Genomic DNA, 18311 nt, shown 5'->3' on the forward strand with positions numbered 1-18311 from the left:
CGACATATTTCTTGGGAAATATGTCGAGATGCAGGATGGATACAGTATTTGTCGAGCGAAAATAACAGGATTGCTCTTTATTGAGAGGGAATGGTATGTAATAGAAAGTGATATGAAGGATGTGATTTAGGGTGAAATTATATTCTTTGCTTCAATCATTTGTAAATTACGCTAATGGTCAATATCATTTAGAGCCGCTTTTAAGACGAGAGGAGAAAACTGTTAATTTCCGCTTTAGAGATGAAAGTTGTTCGTTACAAATTTCAAGAGATTATATAGAGCTGCTACAAGAGGAAAGAGGAACGGAACAAATCATTTGCTTAGATGAAAAAGATATAGAGCAATTGGTGAATGGAAATGTACGATTGCAAATGTTAATGAACGATGGGCGTGTACAATATTCGGGAACGTACCAAACGATGTTATTAGTTGAATCAATGTTTCATATATGTAAACCGATGTCAGTAGGTGCTTAAAATTCTGAAGTTTCATTTTTTGCGAAAATTTCTGTTGACATGGTAAGTGTATATTGATACAATTCAAGTCATAAAATATAGACAATTTCATAAATTTCAAATCAGACGAAAATTGAATCTGATTTCTCTTATCAAGAGAGGTGGAGGGACTGTGCCCTGTGAAGCCCGGCAACCGTCAACTTATGTTGAAATGGTGCCAATTCCTGCAAAGCGAATGCTTTGAGAGATGAGAGAGAGGGATAATGTTGTTATATACGCATATAAACCTTTCTGCTTCTCTAAAGCAGAAAGGTTTTTTTATTGTTTGAATGTGGAGGACATTCAAATAATAAAAGTAATGATAACAGTGGACTACACGCATTAAAAATAAAAAATTGCGGAGTCGACCTAAACAAAAAAGGGGTGAACATCATGATTCTATTAGAGAATGTAAGGAAAATATATAAGGCGAAAAGCGGTGATGTCACTGCTGTAGATAACGCCAATTTAAAAATAGAAAAAGGCGAAATATTTGGTGTTATCGGATATAGCGGCGCTGGGAAAAGTTCTTTAATCAGATTGTTTAATCAGTTAGAGAAACCGACTTCTGGCCAAATTACAATTGCGAATCGTGTTATATCAGCAATTACAGGAAGTGAACTTCGTAAGGCAAGGCAAGAAATCGGAATGATTTTTCAGCACTTCAACTTACTTTGGTCACGAACTGTACGTGAAAATATAGAGTTTCCACTTGAAATTGCAGGTGTTGATAAAACGAAGAGAAGAAAACGTGTTGATGAATTAATTCATCTTGTTGGATTAGAAGGAAGAGGAGACGCGTACCCATCTCAGCTGAGCGGGGGACAAAAACAACGCGTTGGGATTGCAAGAGCATTAGCTAACAACCCACAAGTACTTTTATGTGATGAAGCAACGTCAGCTCTTGATCCAGAAACGACAGATCAAATTTTGGATTTACTATTAGACATTAATAAGCGCCTTGGTTTAACAATTGTACTCATTACACATGAGATGCACGTAATTCGAAAGATTTGTAATCGAGTGGCGGTAATGGAGAGAGGAAAGATTGTAGAAACGGGTCCAGTACTTGATGTATTCCGTAATCCGAAGCAAGATATTACGAAACGATTTGTACAGCAGTTAACAGATTCTGAAGATACAAATGAAACGATTGAAAGTTTAATTGAAAAATATCCAGATGGAAAAGTGATTCGTTTGCAGTTTATCGGTGAGGCTGTAGAAAGACCAGTGCTTCAACGATTGATGCAACGCAGTGATATAGAAGTTAGCATTTTGCAAGGAAATATCGCACAAACGAATAACGGTTCTTACGGTAGTTTAGTTGTTCATTTAAATGGTGAGGAAACAGCGATCCAGCAAGCAATAGAAGGAATTCATCAAGATCAAGTAGAGCTGGAGGTGATTGCACATGGATAAGTTACTCGCAAATGTTGATTGGAATCAAATGTTAGAAGCAACTGGTGAAACGTTATATATGACGGCAATCGCAGCTCTTGCGACATTTGTTTTAGGACTAATTTTAGGATTGTTACTCTTCATGACAGCGAAAGATAATTTATGGGAAAATAAATCAATTAATACGGTGATTGGAGCATTCGTAAATATATTCCGTTCTATACCGTTCATCATTTTAATTATTTTATTAATCCCATTCACAAAGATTCTTCTTGGAACAATTCTTGGAGCAAGTGCAGCACTACCGGCTTTAATTATTGGAGCGGCACCATTCTACGCGAGAATGGTTGAAATCGCACTTCGCGAAATTGATAAAGGTGTAATTGAAGCTTCAAAAGCAATGGGAGCAAAAACAAGCACAATTATTTTAAAAGTATTGATTCCAGAATCGTTACCAGCATTAGTATCTGGTATTACGGTTACGACAATTGCTTTAGTAGGCTATACAGCAATGGCGGGAGTTGTTGGTGCTGGTGGTCTTGGAACACTTGCTTACTTAGAAGGATTCCAGAGAGGGAATAACGATGTAACAATCGTTGCGACAATTTGTGTATTACTAGTTGTATTTTTAATTCAGTGGATTGGTGATAGTTTAACGACTCGAATAGATAAACGATAATAAAAAACGGGAGGATGTTTCAAATGAAAAAATTATTACTTACGGCACTTATTTCAACTTCAATTTTTGGTTTAGCTGCTTGTGGCGGGAAAGATAAAGATGAAAAGAAACTTGTTGTTGGTGCTTCTAACGTACCGCACGCTGAAATTTTAGAAAAGGCAAAACCGTTACTTGAGAAAAAAGGAATCGAGTTAGAAATTAAAAAATTCCAAGACTACGTATTACCAAATAAATCGTTAGCGGATAAGGATTTAGATGCAAACTACTTCCAGCACATTCCGTATTTAGAAAAAGAAATTAAAGATAAAAAGTATGACTTTGAAGTAGCAGGAAAAATTCATTTAGAGCCAATTGGTGTATATTCTCAAAAATATAAGAGCTTAAAAGAACTTCCGGACGGAGCAACAATCATTATGAGTAATTCTGTGGCTGACCATGGACGTGGTTTAGCAATTTTACAAAAAGAAGGCATTTTAAAAATTAAAGATGGGGTAGATCCAGTTAAAGCAACTCCAAAAGATATTGCAGATAATCCGAAAAATCTAAAATTCAAAACGGATATCGAGCCTGGTTTATTGCCACAAGTGTATAACAATAAAGAAGGCGATGCTGTTTTAATTAACTCTAACTATGCAATTGATGCAAAGTTAAATCCAGAAAAAGATGCCATTGCAATTGAAGGAAATGATTCACCGTACGCAAACATAGTAGCTGTTCGTAAAGGCGATAAAGATAAGAAAGAGATTAAAGCTCTTGTAGAAGTATTACATTCTAAAGAAATTGAAGACTTCATTAATAAAGAATATAAAGGGGCAGTTGTTCCTGTAAAAGAATAATTGCTGAAAAGGGCTGGTCTGATGCCAGCTCTTTTTCATAACTACATAACTATTGGGGAGAAGGGGACATCATATGAAAAAGATTCTATTGTCAGTTGTTACAGCGCTGTCTGTATTTACATTAGCTGCTTGCGGAGGGAAAGATGAGAATAAGCTTGTTGTTGGAGCTTCTAACGTGCCACACGCTGTTATTTTAGAAAAGGCACAGCCGATATTAGAGAAAAAGGGTATTAAATTAGAAATTAAAAAATTCCAAGATTATGTGTTGCCAAATAAAGCGTTAGCGGATAAGGAAATTGATGCGAACTACTTCCAACACATTCCTTACTTAGATAAAGAAATCCAAGAAAAAGGATATAAAATTGTAAACGCAGGAAAAATCCATTTAGAGCCAATGGGCATTTATTCTAAGAAATATAAAAGCTTAAAAGACTTACCAGATGGCGGGACAGTGATTATGAGTAATAACGTAGCGGAGCGTGGCCGTATGTTAGCATTGTTACAAAAAGGCGGCGTGATTAAGCTTAAAGATGGTGTAGATGTGGTTAAGGCGACAGTAAAAGATGTAGTCGAAAATCCGAAAAACTTAAAATTTAAAACAGATGTTGAACCTGGACTTTCACCGAAGTTGTATGAAAATAATGAGGGAGATGCTTTATTCATTAATTCGAACTATGCAATTGATGCAAAATTAAATCCAACGAAGGATGCAATTGCGATTGAAGGAGCAGACTCTCCGTATGCAAACATCATTGCAGTTCGTAAAGGTGATGAGAAGAAAAAAGAAATTAAAGAGCTAGTAGAAGTGTTACATTCAAAAGAAATTCAAGATTTTATTAATAAAGAATATAAAGGTGCTGTACTTCCGGTAAGTGAATAAATATAAGGAAAGGACTGGGAAATTACCAGTCCTTTTTTCTTTATATAAATAAGAAGAAAGGTGTATCATAGAAAGATGTAAAGGAAATACTTATATACATTTGTGAAAAAACGGTTACTTTTTTTCGTCGTTTGCGATATCATTTTATTTGATATAAAATTAGAATGAGAATAAAATGAGAATATGAACGTTTTAGGAATTTTTAAAATGTATATATAGGATTAATGGAGGTATTGAGATGGCTGGTTCTACATTAACGGTTAAAGACTTACACGTATCAATTGACGGCAAAGAAATTTTAAAGGGTGTAAACCTTGAAGTAAAAGGTGGAGAAATCCACGCAATTATGGGACCTAACGGAACAGGTAAATCAACTTTATCTTCTGCAATTATGGGTCACCCAAAGTATGAAGTAACAGAAGGTAGCATCATCATTGACGGTGAAGATGTATTAGAAATGGAAGTAGACGAGCGCGCACAAGCGGGTCTATTCCTAGCAATGCAATATCCAAGTGAAATTAGCGGAGTAACAAACGCTGACTTCTTACGTTCTGCAATTAACGCACGTCGTGAAGAAGGCGATGAAATTTCTCTTATGAAATTTATCCGTACATTAGATAAAAACATGGAATTCCTAGAAATGGATCCAGAAATGGCACAACGTTACTTAAACGAAGGTTTCTCTGGTGGAGAGAAAAAGCGTAACGAAATTCTTCAATTAATGATGATTGAGCCAAAAATCGCAATCTTAGATGAAATCGACTCAGGTCTTGATATCGATGCATTAAAAGTTGTATCTAAAGGTATTAACCAAATGCGCGGCGAAGAGTTCGGTTGCCTAATGATTACGCATTACCAACGCTTATTAAACTACATCACTCCAGACTTCGTTCACGTTATGATGAACGGTCGTATCGTTAAATCTGGTGGCCCTGAGCTTGCACAACGTCTAGAAGCTGAAGGTTACGACTGGATTAAAAAAGAATTAGGTATTGAAGACGAAACAACAGAGCAAGAAGCGTAAGAGAGGAGCATAAACATGACAATCGGTACATTACCTTTCGATCAAGAAACAATCCGTCAACGCGCAAGCGAAGTAAACGAAGCTGCTTGGTTGACTGAGTTCCGCTTACAAGCTCTTGCACAAGCAACAGAACTTCCAATGCCAACGCCTGATAAAACGAAAATTGAAAAATGGGACTTTATCGGAAAAGGCGACGCTGCTAAGCAAGAGCCTGTAAGTTCTTTAACAGAGCTTCCAGAAGCAGTGAAAAACTTAATCGATGAAAATAACAGCGTATTAGTGCAACGTACTGGTACAACTGCGTTCGTTTCTTTAGCAGACGAAGCAAAAGACAAAGGTGTTATTTTCACAGATATCGTAACAGCTGCAACAGAGCATGCTGAATTACTACAAAAGTATTTAATGAAAGACGGAGTGAAAGTAGACGAGCATCGTCTAACTGCACTTCATGCTGCATTAATCAACGGCGGTGCATTCGTATATGTTCCGAAAAACGTTGTTCTTGAAACTCCACTTCAAGCTGTATTCTTAGTAGACGGCGAAGAAGCTAACGTATATAACCACGTATTATTCGTAGCTGATGCGAACAGTACTGCAACTTATGTAGAAAACTATGTTGCAAATGAAAATGCTAAAGGTATTGCAAATATCGTAGCAGAAGTAATTGTGGAACAAGGCGCACAAGTGAAATTCGGTGCGGTTGATCTATTAGCAAAAGACGTAACAACTTACGTTAACCGCCGCGGTGTTGTTGGACGCGACGGCCGCATTGATTGGGCTCTAGGCCTTATGAATGATGGAAACACAATTTCAGAGAACGTTACGAACTTAATGGGCGACGGTTCATATGCTGATACGAAAACAGTAACAATTGGCCGTGGTAACCAAACACAAAACTTTACAACTAAAGTTGTTCACTTCGGTAAACACTCTGAAGGTTGGATTTTAAAACACGGTGTACAAAAAGATAGTGCAACATCTATCTTTAATGGAATTGGTAAGATTGAACACGGTGCATCTAAATCAAATGCACAACAATCTTCTCGCGTTCTTATGCTAGACGAAAAAGCTCGCGGTGATGCGAACCCAATTCTTTTAATTGATGAAGATGATGTTATGGCAGGTCACGCAGCTTCAGTAGGCCGCGTAGATCCGTACCAATTATACTACTTGATGAGCCGTGGTATTCCAAAACGCGAAGCAGAACGTTTAGTCATCCATGGATTCTTAGCACCTGTAGTAAATGAGCTTCCAATTGAAGGAGTAAAAGCACAGCTTGTTGAGGTAATTGAAAGGAAAGTTCGCTAATGAATATTCATGAAATACGCAAACAGTTTCCAATTCTTGATCAAAAAGTGAACGGCAAACAACTTGTTTATTTCGATAGTGCAGCAACTTCTCAAAAACCAATTCAAGTCATTGAAACGTTAGAACGTTACTATAAAGAATATAATTCTAACGTGCATCGCGGTGTTCATACGCTCGGTACGAAAGCTACCGACGCGTATGAAGGTGCACGTGAGAAAGTTCGCAAGTTTATTAACGCGAAATCAATGGAAGAGATTATTTTCACGCGCGGAACGACAACTGCATTAAATACAGTAGCGGCTAGCTATGGCCTTGAAAATGTAAAAGAAGGCGATGAAATCGTTATTTCTTACATGGAACACCATAGTAACATCATTCCGTGGCAACAAGTTGCGAAGAAAACTGGCGCAACTTTGAAATACCTTCCGCTTCAACCAGACGGTACAATTTCTTTAGAAGATGTTCGTCAAACTGTTACACCGAATACAAAAATCGTTTCTATTATGCAAGTATCAAACGTACTTGGAACGATTAACCCTGTAAAAGAAATCGGAGCAATCGCACACGAAAACGGAGCAATTATGGTCGTTGATGGTGCACAAAGTACACCTCACATGAAAGTGGATGTACAAGATTTAAACTGTGATTTCTACGCATTATCTGCTCATAAGATGTGCGGACCTACAGGTATCGGCGTATTATATGGTAAGAAAGAATTGCTAAACAATATGGAGCCAATTGAATTTGGTGGTGAAATGATTGATTTCGTAGATTTACAAGAATCTACTTGGAAAGAGCTTCCGTGGAAGTTTGAAGCGGGTACACCGATTATCGGTAATGCAATCGGACTTGGTGCGGCAATTGATTTCCTAGAAGAAATCGGTCTTGATAATATTGAAAAGCATGAGCATGAATTAGCGCAATACGCTTTAGAAAGACTATCAGAAGTAGATGGCGTTACAATTTATGGTCCAAAGCATCGCGCTGGTCTTGTTACATTTAATATTGAAGACGTACATCCTCACGATGTAGCGACTGTATTAGATGTAGAAGGCATTGCAGTTCGCGCAGGACATCACTGTGCACAACCGCTTATGAAGTGGCTAAAAGCTTCTTCAACAGCACGTGCGAGCTTCTATTTATATAATACAAAAGAAGAAATTGATACATTTGTTGAATCGCTAATCAAGACAAAGGAGTATTTCACAAATGTCATTTAATAATTTAGATACGTTATATCGTCAAGTTATTATGGATCATTACAAAAATCCTCGTAACCATGGCGTGTTAGAAGATAGTGTTACCGTTAACTTGAACAATCCAACTTGCGGCGATCGTATTCAACTTACGATGAAAGTAGAAGAAGGTATTGTGCAAGAGGCGAAGTTTGAAGGCGAAGGATGTTCAATCTCAATGTCTTCAGCTTCAATGATGACACAAGCAGTAAAAGGTAAGAAAATTGAAGAAGCACTTCAGCTTTCGAAAATTTTCTCTGACATGATGCTAGGAAAAGAGTACGATGACAGCATCGATTTAGGAGATATTGAAGCATTACAAGGCGTATGCAAGTTCCCTGCACGTATTAAATGTGCAACATTAGCGTGGAAAGCGTTAGAAAAGGGCTTAAACGAAGATAAGTAATGTTAAAGGTTCCTAAAAATGAGGTTATCTAAGGAGGGACACACCAACATGGCGAAGCAACTGCCAGATATCGGCGATTACAAATATGGTTTCAAAGACAAAGACGTTTCGATTTTCCGTGCTGGACGCGGTTTAACAAAAGAGATCGTTGAAGAGATTTCACGTATGAAAGAAGAACCACAGTGGATGTTAGACTTCCGTTTAAAATCACTGGATAAGTTCTATGAAATGCCAATGCCACAATGGGGCGGCGACTTAAACGACTTAGATTTCGATGAAATTACGTACTACGTAAAACCATCTGAGAAATCTGAGAAGTCTTGGGATGAAGTACCTGATGAAATTAAAGCAACATTTGATAAATTAGGTATTCCAGAAGCTGAGCAAAAATATTTAGCTGGTGTATCTGCACAGTACGAATCTGAAGTTGTATACCACAACATGAAAGAAGACCTAGAAGCTCTAGGAATCGTCTTCAAAGATACAGATAGCGCATTAAAAGAGAACGAAGATATTTTCCGTGAGCATTTCGGAAAAGTAATTCCACCAACAGACAACAAATTCTCTGCATTAAACTCTGCAGTTTGGTCTGGTGGATCATTCATCTACGTTCCAAAAGGTATTAAAGTTGATACACCACTTCAAGCGTATTTCCGTATTAACTCTGAAAATATGGGACAATTCGAGCGTACGCTTATCATCGTAGACGAAGGCGCACACGTACACTACGTAGAAGGTTGTACAGCACCTGTTTACACTACTAACTCACTTCACAGTGCGGTAGTAGAAATCATCATTAAAAAAGATGCGTATTGCCGTTATACAACAATCCAAAACTGGGCGAACAACGTATACAACCTAGTTACAAAACGTGCGGTTTGTGAAGAAAACGCAACGATGGAATGGATTGATGGTAACATCGGTTCTAAATTAACGATGAAATACCCAGCAGTTATCTTAAAAGGCGAAGGCGCTCGTGGTTTAACATTATCAATCGCGATTGCTGGTAAAGGCCAACACCAAGATGCTGGTGCGAAAATGATTCACTTAGCACCAAACACGTCTTCAACAATCGTTTCTAAATCGATTGCGAAGCATGGTGGTAAAGTAACTTACCGTGGTATCGTACACTTCGGACCAAAAGCGAAAAACTCTCGCTCTAACATCGAGTGTGACACGTTAATCATGGATAACCAATCTACATCTGATACAATTCCTTACAACGAAATCAAAAACGATTACGTTTCACTTGAGCACGAAGCGAAAGTATCGAAAGTATCAGAAGAACAATTATTCTACCTAATGAGCCGCGGTATTTCTGAGCAAGAAGCTACAGAAATGATCGTAATGGGCTTCATCGAGCCATTCACTCGCGAACTTCCAATGGAATACGCAGTTGAAATGAACCGTCTAATCAAGTTTGAGATGGAAGGTTCTATTGGTTAATAGATAAAGTAGAAGCGCCCTGCTGTGCAGGGCGCTTTTTTGTTTTGCGGATTTGTCTTGGCTTGGGAGAGGATACCCGGGTGGGTGTTCAGCTAAATATATCAACGATTTTTCAAATATATCGATCATAAATGGGAATATATCAACGTTTCGACAAGGAATATCGATTTGTCGACAAGATAAGACAAAAGAAAATCCTCACATACCCCAAACATTTTATAAGAACAGAGAACGACTAGGTTTAAGACAAAGATACTGACAAATCCACTTGAACAACCACTCACTGAATTCTCTATTAAACTTTTTGACAAATCCCCCCCTCCCTCCACTATCTGGAATTCTTTCCTGCATTAGCAAAAGTTTCTCATATGAAAAGGACAATCTTTTGCTTTTTCTCACAATGCGAGTACAATGTAAAATAGCAAGAAAAGACGAAAAGTATTTACAGGATTATTGTGTGCGCATAGCGTAAATGGCAGTAAGGAACTGAGAGGAGGTTTTTTCTCTGAATACAAATAAAGAAACAATCATCCACCTTTATCATACAAACGATATACATAGTCATTTTGAAAATTGGCCGCAAATTTCTCGGTTTGTTCTAGGGGAGAAAAAGCGAAGACAGGAAGCGGGAGAGACTGTTTTGACGGTTGATATCGGTGATCATGTAGATCGTTTTCATAGTATTTCGGAAGCGACAAATGGCCTTGGGAATACGAAGCTTTTAAATGAGGCGTTATATGATTATGTAACGATCGGAAATAATGAAGGCATTACGTTAGCGAAGGAGCATTTGAATCGTCTATATGATGATGCTGGATTTGAAGTGCTTGTCGCAAATTTATTTGAAAAAGAAGGGGTACGTCCAGCGTGGGCGAAGCCTTATAAATTACATACGACGACAGATGGGATTATCATTGCTTTTATCGGATTAACGGTAGCTTATCCAGAGTTTTATCATATGCTCGATTGGCATATTGAAGATCCGCTTATCCATTTAGAGTCTATTTTAGAAGAAGTGAAAGATGAGGCGCATATTACCGTTGTCCTATCTCACCTTGGAAAAAGTATGGATGAGTATATGGCAGAGCATTATGATATAGATGTTATTTTAGGTGCACATACGCATCATTTATTTGAGCGTGGTGTTCTACTGAACAATACTTTACTTTGCTGTTGTGAAAAGTGGGGACGTTACGTTGGCCACGTTCAGCTTACTGTGGATAAAGAGACGAAGAAGCTGTTGAAAAAAGACGGTAGAGCGATTAAGACGGAACGGTTAGGTGCTTATAGCGAGCCGTTATCCACAATTGAAATACTGCAGGAAGAAAGTAAGCATATAATGGCAGAGCCTGTCGTTCATTTAAAAGAGTCATTACCGGTTGATTGGTTTCAGGAGACGCCGTTTTCTCATATGTTAGCAAGTGCGCTGAAAACATGGTGCGATGCAGAGATTGGCATGGTGAACGCCGGTGTACTTCTTGAAGGGCTAGAAGAGGGTGTTGTAACGCGCGGAGATATTCACAGAATTTGTCCACATCCAATTAATCCGTGTGCTTTGAAAGTTCCAGGAAAGATATTAAGAGAAGTTATTTTGAAAGCAAGTAAACCGAACATGGAGAATCTTGAGGTGAAAGGATTCGGATTTCGGGGGAAAGTGATGGGGAAAATGATTTATGCTGGTGTAGAAGTCATTCCAGATACGATTCCTGGCAATAAAATTTTATTAGAAGATGTATTGATTAACGGCGAATCGCTGGAGTTAGACCGTATATATACGGTAGGAACAATCGATATGTTTACGTTTGGATACTTATACCCAGAGCTATCCACACTTTCTAGCAAACAATATTATATGCCAGAACTACTTAGAGATGTGTTAACGGATATGTTAATAACTCATACAACTTCCGTTAAACTATAGGCTAGTTAACTTGTAACACTCATTTTTCTCTTGTCATACAGATAAGAAAGAGAGGAGTGTGAACTATGGTTAATGTGGAGCCAATTATAATTGATAATTATACGTTTATTGCGGTTAGCGTGAAACTTCCAAAGACGAATTTGCTAGCTGTAATGAGCGATAAAGGATATATTATGTGTGGTGCATTAGATGTAGGTCTTTTAAATGAGAAATTAGGTGATCGAGGAATTATTGCTGGCCGTGCGGTTGGTGTAAGAACGATTGAACAACTTCTTGAAGCGCCACTAGAATCGGTAACGACTGGAGCTGAAGCGTTAGGCATTCCAGTAGGAACGATTGGAAAAGAAGCATTATTAAAAATGAGATAAGCATATATCGTCCCTCCTTCTTGCATAGAAATGATATAAGAAGGAGGTTTTTTTATGAGTATATTTCGCTCGAAAAACTCGCGGTTTCGAAGGGGACCTATTGCCTTTCGGTATATACTGCTTATGTCGTTTATTCTTTTTGTTATATTACTTACGCAAGGGTTGTGGATTGTGAATAATAGTATTCAGCCGACCTTAATTAAATATGGGGAAGTAGAGACACATAAAATGGCGACAGCAATTATGACGAAGGCGGTAAAGGATAGAATTAATGAAGGATTCGATGTCGATTCATTAATGAAAGTACAGAATGATAAAAACGGAAAAGTATCCACAATTAATTTAAATACGAAGCAAGTAAATGAAATCGTAACGTCAACGACCACGTACATAGAAAAATATTTGCAACAAGTAGAACAAGGGAAGTTGAAGGAGCTAGGTATTTCTGAAAAAAATGGGGCGACTATGGCAGTTCCTTTTGGACGTGTAACTGATAATGCACTTCTTGGTAATATAGGACCAGATATTCCGATTCATTTCACGCCAATTGGGCATGTGAATACAGATATTAAACAAAAAATTGAGCCGCATGGAATTAATACTACAGCGATTCAAATTGTTATGGAAATGGAAGTAACATTGCAAGTAATTATTCCATTTCATACGAAAGAGATAACTGTGAAACAAAATGTTCCGATTGCGACGCGTATCGTTCAAGGGGAAGTGCCTACGTATTATGGAAGCGGAAGTGTTGCTGTACCTGATAAAAAGAAAACAGATAGTTAGTTGCATATAAAGTGAAACTCGGCTGAGCCGGGCTGTTACTGGATAAAAAATAACCGTAGCAATGCAGCTACGGTTATCTTTTTGTATTTGCTCGTTCTTTGCGTTCCCAAAGGCTTAAATGCATGTATGGATCGAAGGCCCATTCTGTATAGCCATTGTCTTTATATATGCCAAAATGTAAGTGGGGTGGGAATTTTCCGGCTGTACCAGGAGGTCCATAACCAGTGCTACCAACAAATCCAATTACTTTTCCTGGCTCAACAATGTGTCCAAGCTGTATTTCTTTTGAGAACCCGCCTAAATGAGCGTAATAATGGTAATTGTTATGAAGGTCACGAATACCAATGCGCCATCCACCAAGGCGGTTCCAGCCTTTTGTTTCAATAATGCCATAGCAAGTCGATCTTACTGGCACGCCATATCCGGCGAAAATATCGGTTCCTTCATGAATTCGTCTTCCGCCAAAACTTCTTCCAGCGCCGAAAGTACTACGGTAGCTATGGTCACTACGAATCGGAAGAGGAAAAGCATTTCCTTCTAAATTAATACGTCCATAATGTTTATAAATTTGGGCGTACTCGCTAATTAAATCAACTGTTTTTGCACGTCTATAATATTCCCAAAGCATAATTTTAATACGGTCTTCTGACGTTCCTTGTTTCCTTAAAATAGTCGCTGCAGTATGCAGAAGATCACGGTCGCTATTTGCATTTGCAAATCCATCTTTGTCACCATCTAAACCTATTCCGCCAAATAGAGAAATTGTATGGGGGAGAGTATCGTTACTATTAACAGGTCCAGCCCATATTTCTGGTTTGAAATAAAGGGAAATGATGGCATCTGGTTTTTTTGGAATATCTTTTCTTACGCTCCGTATATTTCTTTCATATTGATCCATTGCAGCTAAGTAATACCATGGAATGCCTGAAGATTGCTCGGTTTCTTTATATAGTGCCATGCGCTTTTCGTATATGCTTTGCTGATTATCTTCACCGTAAGCGATGTTTTGGTGGAGAAGAAAACAAATAGAAAGCAAAAGAGAAATTTTTCGAAGCATGAAATAGACTCCTTTCACAACATCACTCTTTTTAGTGTGGGATATACGGAGTATTTCATTATAGGGAACGATTGGAAAAAATCTTAGAATCTTCATTTGAGCAAATCGCTTTCATACGTTAGAATAGATATGTTACATTGAAAGAAGCGAACACGGTAAACTATTTCATATTGTGCGGAGTTGATAACCATGACAAAACAAACAGAATATAAGCGCAAGCCCGAATGGTTGAAAATTAAGTTAAACACGAATGAAAACTATACAGGCTTAAAGAAAATGATGCGTTCTAAGAATCTTCATACCGTTTGTGAAGAGGCAAAATGTCCGAATATTCATGAATGCTGGGCTGTAAGAAAAACAGCAACATTTATGATTTTAGGTGCGGTTTGTACACGTGCTTGTCGTTTTTGTGCGGTTAAAACAGGCTTACCAACTGAGCTTGATTTACAAGAACCAGAACGCGTAGCAGATTCAGTAGTACAAATGGGCTTAAAGCACGTTGTTATAACAGCGGTTGCACGTGATGATTTAAAGGACGGCGGAGCAGCTGTTTTTGCTGAAACAGTACGAGCAGTACGTCGTAAAAACCCATTCACGTCTATCGAAGTATTACCATCTGATATGGCTGGGGTAGAAGAAAACTTAAAAATGTTAATGGATGCAAAACCAGATATTTTAAACCATAACATTGAAACAGTACGTCGATTATCTAACCGAGTTCGCGCTAGAGCAAAGTATGACCGTTCATTAGAGTTTTTACGTCGAGCAAAAGAAATGCAGCCTGATATTCCAACTAAATCGAGCATTATGGTCGGCTTAGGTGAAACAAGAGAAGATTTAATTGAAGCAATGGATGACTTACGTGCAAACAATGTGGATATTTTAACTCTTGGACAATATTTACAACCATCTAAGAAGCATTTACCAGTTATTAAATATTATCCACCAGCAGAATTTGCAGAGCTTAAAGAAATTGCACTTAGCAAAGGATTTAGCCACTGTGAAGCTGGCCCACTTGTGCGTTCTTCTTACCATGCGGACGAGCAAGTACGTTCTGCAAAAGAAAAAACAGCAGAAGCTAAATAATGAAAAAAGAGAGCTAACGATCAGCTCTCTTTTTGTTTGTACTCTAAAACGGTATTTGTACATGTTAATAAAATCTTTTTTAATTCTTCTGTGGATAATTCAATTGTAAATTCAGGTACACCAGGTGTAATTAAAATTTTATCGTACGTATAAATAGCGTTATCCACAATAATTGTTACATCGTGTGAATATCCGAAAGGAGCCACACATCCCGGCGTACAACCAGTTTTGTCTCGCAGTTCATCAGGAGAACAGAGAGATAAGCGTTCTCCTGTTAGTTCTTTCATCTCTCCCCGGTTGAGCCTTGTGCCCTCTAACGTAAAAAATACGTAATAATCTCCAGACTTTGATTTTAAAAATAAGCTTTTACTTGGAGTGCCTTGTAAGCCAAGTCTCTCGCGTACGATCCGATCCGTCTCATAATCGAGTACTGGTTCGTGTTCGAATTTTTCATAAGAAACATTTGTTTTATGTAGTAAAGCAAGTACGTCTTCGTACATATGAAATGATACCCCTTTCTATTGTTAGAACAGTCTCTTCTCGTGGCGTCAACTGAATGTTTTGGAAAGGGATATTACTTGGACGATGCTTCCCATAAGCGTGTTATGATACATTGTTCGTCGATTGTAATTTCGTAAATATCAGGATTCGTTAAAGTTCTCCATTCATTAAAGCCAATCGTATGATCAAAATGCTTTAAAATGAGCGTAAGTAAATTGCCATGTGTAACAAGTAGTGTTGTCGTATGGTTTAATTGTAAAACGTCTTGAATAAGCGATATGGCACGGTCTGTTGCTTGTTTTGTTGACTCTCCGCCTGAAAAGGCAATATCTATATTCGTAAAAGTGGATTCTAGTTTTTGCATCCAATCATCCATTGGAACGTTGCTCAATATGCGTTCAGTTAATCGTTCATCTTCTTGGATAGATAAGTTAGCTTGGAGTGCATAGGGCCGAATGGAATCGATAGCTCGGACAAATGGGCTTGAAATAATATGATCGATTTGTAGAGTATTTTCTAAGAGGAATGTAGCAAGGGTATTTGCTTGGTCTTTTCCATCGGTCGTTAATTCAGCATCACATTCTTGCCCAGTTGCTGAACAATGTCGTATTAAAATAATTTTCTTCATAATTCATCCCCATCTTTCAAGTTGACGCTATATACTTCGACAAATGTGGAAATAATTCCTTTTTATTGGAAACAGCATATGGATTTAAATATGTGGAAAAGTAATGTGGATAATAAAAAATTGAGGTGCAATGATGAAAAAAATGATATGTATCGTATTCATTATTTGTTTTCTTGCGCAATTGTCCACAACATATGCAGAATCCAACCGAAAACTAAATTATCCAAGCAATCAAAATAAGTCATTTGTGAGTGGGGATGTTTTTTATAAACAGTTAGATAAGAAAATTTATAAAGAGTACAAAAATGCAGCATATAGTGTTCGTAAAAAAATTTCATTTAAAGAAGTGGCTGATGAGGAATTTTCTTTCCTGCAAAAAACAGCTGTCGGTTGTCGAAGTAGAGTGGTGCTTCAAGATTTTTTTGTTCACCCTGATCGCCAAGTTTATTTTTTCGCTTCTTTTACTCAAAATGAAGTAGAAGCGTTTCATAAGTACATCGTTATAGATGCAGAAACAAAGAGGGAGCTGCAAGAGGGCAAAAGTTATCATCCATATAAAAAATAAACCACCAATTTTGGTGGTTTATTTTTTACTCCGGTACACTCATTAATTTCTCTTTCATTTTGCGAATAAGAACGACAGCGCCAATTGTACACAGAAGTGTAATTCCTTCGGCAACGAAGATGTTGATTGTTTTTGTTTGGTAAAGTGCCGCGAAAAAGTCTACAAATGCGTGGAATAGTATAGCGTATACTAGGAAGATGTATTTCTTCTGTTTTACTGCGTATAAAACAAGCATTGTAAAGGCGATTTGAAGCACGAGTGCCATAATTCTTTCTAAGCTACCAAGGAAGTATAAGTAGGCAGGTTGCTGAATTAACATGTCCTGTAAAATACTGAGCTCGGGTTTTTGTTCAATCAGTCGAGAGAAGCTACCATCGTTAATAGAATTAGCAAAAATTAATGCTTGTAATGCAGAAAAACCGCCAATTAAAATAGATTCAATTCCGCCGTGACCAATTCCATAAGCGAAGCCATCTTTATATTCTAGATATTTTTTTAGTAAGAAGAAGAAGGCAACGAAGCGTCCTAATTCTTCAAAAATACCAGCAGTCAATCCGCCATAAATTGCGAAGACAAACGGATTTTCTAAAAATGGAGCGATTGTTGGATTACCGCGCATAAATAGGTGGAATGGTGTTTCAAGAATTTGGGTGAATCCGATAAAGATAAGAACACCAACGCCGACTACTTTCCAATTAATATTATATTTTTTACGGAAATAAACGAGTACGATAATTGGGACCAGAATCGAGACAATGAGTTGAAAAATGATGCTGGCAATTACAGTATTTGAAACCATACTTTCACCGCTTTCTAATATATGTACATATCTATTATGCATGAAATAGGGGAGAGATGAAACTTTTAGAAAGAAAATGAATTTACTTATTGACTCTAACGTTGCGTCATACTTTATCGTATGTACTAAGGGGGAGATACAAATGACAATGAGAGTAAAAGAAGTAGCTGATTTAGTTGGAATTAGTGTGCGCACACTGCATCATTACGATGAAATTGGGTTGTTAACCCCAGACGAGACGACAGAGTCTGGATATCGTCTGTATTCCAATGAGAATTTAGAGACATTGCAGCAAATTTTGTTTTTTAAAGAGCTTGGCTTCCCTTTGAAGAAAATTAAAGAGATTATCATGAGTCCATCATTTGATCGCGAAGAGGCACTACAGCTTCATAAGAAGATGCTTCTTGAAAAGCGTGCCAGATTAGATAAGGTGATTGCGACGATTGATAAAACAATTCAGCATACAAAAGGAGAGATTGAAATGACGAATAAAGAGAAATTTGAAGGATTCGATTTCAGCCATAACCCATATGAAGAAGAAGCACGTGAAAAATGGGGAGATGCAGCTGTAGATAAAGCGAACGAATATGCAAAAGGTATGTCAAAAGAGAACCAAGAGGAGTTTAATGCTATTTATAGAAATTTAGCAACGCTTAGACACGATGCACCAGATTCTAAAGAGGCGCAGGCAGCTATCAAAGTATGGTACGATTACTTGCAAAACTTTAGTCACTATTCATTAGACGCTTTTAAGGGACTCGGTCAAATGTACGTCGCTGATGAGCGCTTCACGAAAAATATCGATAAGTTTGGCGAGGGGTTAGCGCAGTTTATGTGTGATGCGATGGAGATTTATGCGGATCGTAATAAAAAATAAAAAGTAAAACAGGTGGA

At 37.7% G+C, this 18311-nt stretch carries 20 protein-coding genes and 1 riboswitch; of the genes, 16 read left to right on the plus strand and 4 right to left on the minus strand.

The features are described 5' to 3' along the window. Nucleotides 1-131 precede the first annotated feature (131 nt). From ACS2FK_RS11600 to yunB, 13 genes are all read left to right on the plus strand, one after another. Entirely contained in the window at nucleotides 132-476 is a 345-nt protein-coding gene (locus ACS2FK_RS11600) for a hypothetical protein (protein WP_000781229.1), read from the plus strand. A gap of 125 nt (nucleotides 477-601) precedes the next feature. After that, a riboswitch (SAM riboswitch) is annotated at nucleotides 602-709 on the plus strand. Between the two features lie 178 nt (nucleotides 710-887). Further along, on the plus strand, nucleotides 888-1913 hold the full coding sequence (locus tag ACS2FK_RS11605) for a methionine ABC transporter ATP-binding protein (RefSeq protein ID WP_000601791.1): 1026 nt from the start codon (nucleotides 888-890) through the stop codon (nucleotides 1911-1913). Then, on the plus strand, nucleotides 1906-2571 hold the full coding sequence (locus tag ACS2FK_RS11610) for a methionine ABC transporter permease (RefSeq protein WP_000359401.1): 666 nt from the start codon (nucleotides 1906-1908) through the stop codon (nucleotides 2569-2571). Before ACS2FK_RS11605 ends, ACS2FK_RS11610 begins: the two co-directional genes overlap by 8 nt. A gap of 23 nt (nucleotides 2572-2594) precedes the next feature. Next, the gene (gene metQ, locus ACS2FK_RS11615; protein WP_000735081.1) at nucleotides 2595-3407 is read left to right on the plus strand and encodes a methionine ABC transporter substrate-binding lipoprotein MetQ; all 813 of its coding nucleotides are present in this window, start codon (nucleotides 2595-2597) and stop codon (nucleotides 3405-3407) included. Between the two features lie 73 nt (nucleotides 3408-3480). Next, the gene (metQ, locus tag ACS2FK_RS11620) at nucleotides 3481-4287 is read left to right on the plus strand and encodes a methionine ABC transporter substrate-binding lipoprotein MetQ (RefSeq protein WP_000722397.1); all 807 of its coding nucleotides are present in this window, start codon (nucleotides 3481-3483) and stop codon (nucleotides 4285-4287) included. Nucleotides 4288-4525: 238 nt separating this feature from the next. Then, nucleotides 4526-5311 (plus strand): Fe-S cluster assembly ATPase SufC, encoded by a 786-nt coding sequence (sufC, locus tag ACS2FK_RS11625; protein WP_000929163.1) that lies wholly within the window; start codon nucleotides 4526-4528, stop codon nucleotides 5309-5311. Nucleotides 5312-5326: 15 nt separating this feature from the next. Continuing rightward, nucleotides 5327-6619 carry a Fe-S cluster assembly protein SufD gene (sufD, locus tag ACS2FK_RS11630; protein ID WP_000152173.1) on the plus strand — a complete coding sequence of 431 codons (1293 nt, stop codon included), beginning with the start codon at nucleotides 5327-5329 and terminating at the stop codon, nucleotides 6617-6619. Further along, nucleotides 6619-7839, plus strand: a complete 1221-nt coding sequence (gene sufS / locus ACS2FK_RS11635; RefSeq protein WP_001020767.1) for a cysteine desulfurase SufS — start codon at nucleotides 6619-6621, stop codon at nucleotides 7837-7839. The genes sufD and sufS overlap by 1 nt, the downstream gene beginning before the upstream one ends. Next, nucleotides 7829-8260 carry a Fe-S cluster assembly sulfur transfer protein SufU gene (sufU, locus tag ACS2FK_RS11640; RefSeq protein WP_000009523.1) on the plus strand — a complete coding sequence of 144 codons (432 nt, stop codon included), beginning with the start codon at nucleotides 7829-7831 and terminating at the stop codon, nucleotides 8258-8260. The genes sufS and sufU overlap by 11 nt, the downstream gene beginning before the upstream one ends. Nucleotides 8261-8308: 48 nt before the next feature. Further along, complete coding sequence (gene sufB, locus ACS2FK_RS11645; RefSeq protein WP_001118824.1) at nucleotides 8309-9706, plus strand: Fe-S cluster assembly protein SufB; 1398 nt, start codon at nucleotides 8309-8311, stop codon at nucleotides 9704-9706. Between the two features lie 529 nt (nucleotides 9707-10235). Next, complete coding sequence (locus tag ACS2FK_RS11650; protein WP_080469891.1) at nucleotides 10236-11627, plus strand: bifunctional metallophosphatase/5'-nucleotidase; 1392 nt, start codon at nucleotides 10236-10238, stop codon at nucleotides 11625-11627. A 65-nt stretch (nucleotides 11628-11692) separates the two neighbouring features. Continuing rightward, nucleotides 11693-11995: a YunC family protein gene (locus tag ACS2FK_RS11655; protein ID WP_000248467.1), complete on the plus strand. Its 303-nt coding sequence runs from the start codon at nucleotides 11693-11695 to the stop codon at nucleotides 11993-11995. Nucleotides 11996-12049: 54 nt separating this feature from the next. Beyond that, nucleotides 12050-12781, plus strand: a complete 732-nt coding sequence (gene yunB / locus ACS2FK_RS11660) for a sporulation protein YunB (RefSeq protein WP_000021807.1) — start codon at nucleotides 12050-12052, stop codon at nucleotides 12779-12781. A gap of 73 nt (nucleotides 12782-12854) precedes the next feature. Here yunB and ACS2FK_RS11665 read toward each other — a convergent pair whose 3' ends face one another. Next, nucleotides 12855-13838: a M23 family metallopeptidase gene (locus ACS2FK_RS11665; protein ID WP_063548945.1), complete on the minus strand. Its 984-nt coding sequence runs from the start codon at nucleotides 13836-13838 to the stop codon at nucleotides 12855-12857. Nucleotides 13839-14027: 189 nt separating this feature from the next. Between ACS2FK_RS11665 and lipA the strand changes: the two genes are divergently transcribed. Further along, nucleotides 14028-14924 (plus strand): lipoyl synthase, encoded by an 897-nt coding sequence (lipA, locus tag ACS2FK_RS11670; RefSeq protein WP_000166367.1) that lies wholly within the window; start codon nucleotides 14028-14030, stop codon nucleotides 14922-14924. A 20-nt stretch (nucleotides 14925-14944) separates the two neighbouring features. Here lipA and ACS2FK_RS11675 read toward each other — a convergent pair whose 3' ends face one another. Together ACS2FK_RS11675 and ACS2FK_RS11680 are read right to left on the minus strand one after the other, a co-directional pair. Continuing rightward, nucleotides 14945-15424: a YbaK/EbsC family protein gene (locus ACS2FK_RS11675; RefSeq protein ID WP_000272748.1), complete on the minus strand. Its 480-nt coding sequence runs from the start codon at nucleotides 15422-15424 to the stop codon at nucleotides 14945-14947. Nucleotides 15425-15498: 74 nt separating this feature from the next. Next, nucleotides 15499-16053 (minus strand): histidine phosphatase family protein, encoded by a 555-nt coding sequence (locus ACS2FK_RS11680; protein ID WP_000720575.1) that lies wholly within the window; start codon nucleotides 16051-16053, stop codon nucleotides 15499-15501. A gap of 133 nt (nucleotides 16054-16186) precedes the next feature. On the opposite strand from ACS2FK_RS11680, the gene ACS2FK_RS11685 reads away from it, so the two are divergent. Continuing rightward, the gene (locus tag ACS2FK_RS11685; RefSeq protein WP_000738182.1) at nucleotides 16187-16618 is read left to right on the plus strand and encodes a hypothetical protein; all 432 of its coding nucleotides are present in this window, start codon (nucleotides 16187-16189) and stop codon (nucleotides 16616-16618) included. Nucleotides 16619-16643: 25 nt separating this feature from the next. On the opposite strand, the gene ACS2FK_RS11690 is transcribed toward ACS2FK_RS11685, so the two are convergent. Continuing rightward, the gene (locus ACS2FK_RS11690; protein WP_002094186.1) at nucleotides 16644-17459 is read right to left on the minus strand and encodes a YhfC family intramembrane metalloprotease; all 816 of its coding nucleotides are present in this window, start codon (nucleotides 17457-17459) and stop codon (nucleotides 16644-16646) included. A 100-nt stretch (nucleotides 17460-17559) separates the two neighbouring features. Here ACS2FK_RS11690 and ACS2FK_RS11695 point away from each other — a divergent pair, with 100 nt between their 5' ends. Further along, a complete protein-coding gene (locus ACS2FK_RS11695; protein ID WP_000178777.1) occupies nucleotides 17560-18294 on the plus strand; it encodes a MerR family transcriptional regulator in 735 nt (244 codons plus the stop codon). Nucleotides 18295-18311: the final 17 nt, after the last annotated feature.

It is taken from the genome of Bacillus cereus group sp. BceL220 (assembly GCF_051776965.1).
GTDB lineage: Bacteria > Bacillota > Bacilli > Bacillales > Bacillaceae_G > Bacillus_A > Bacillus_A cereus.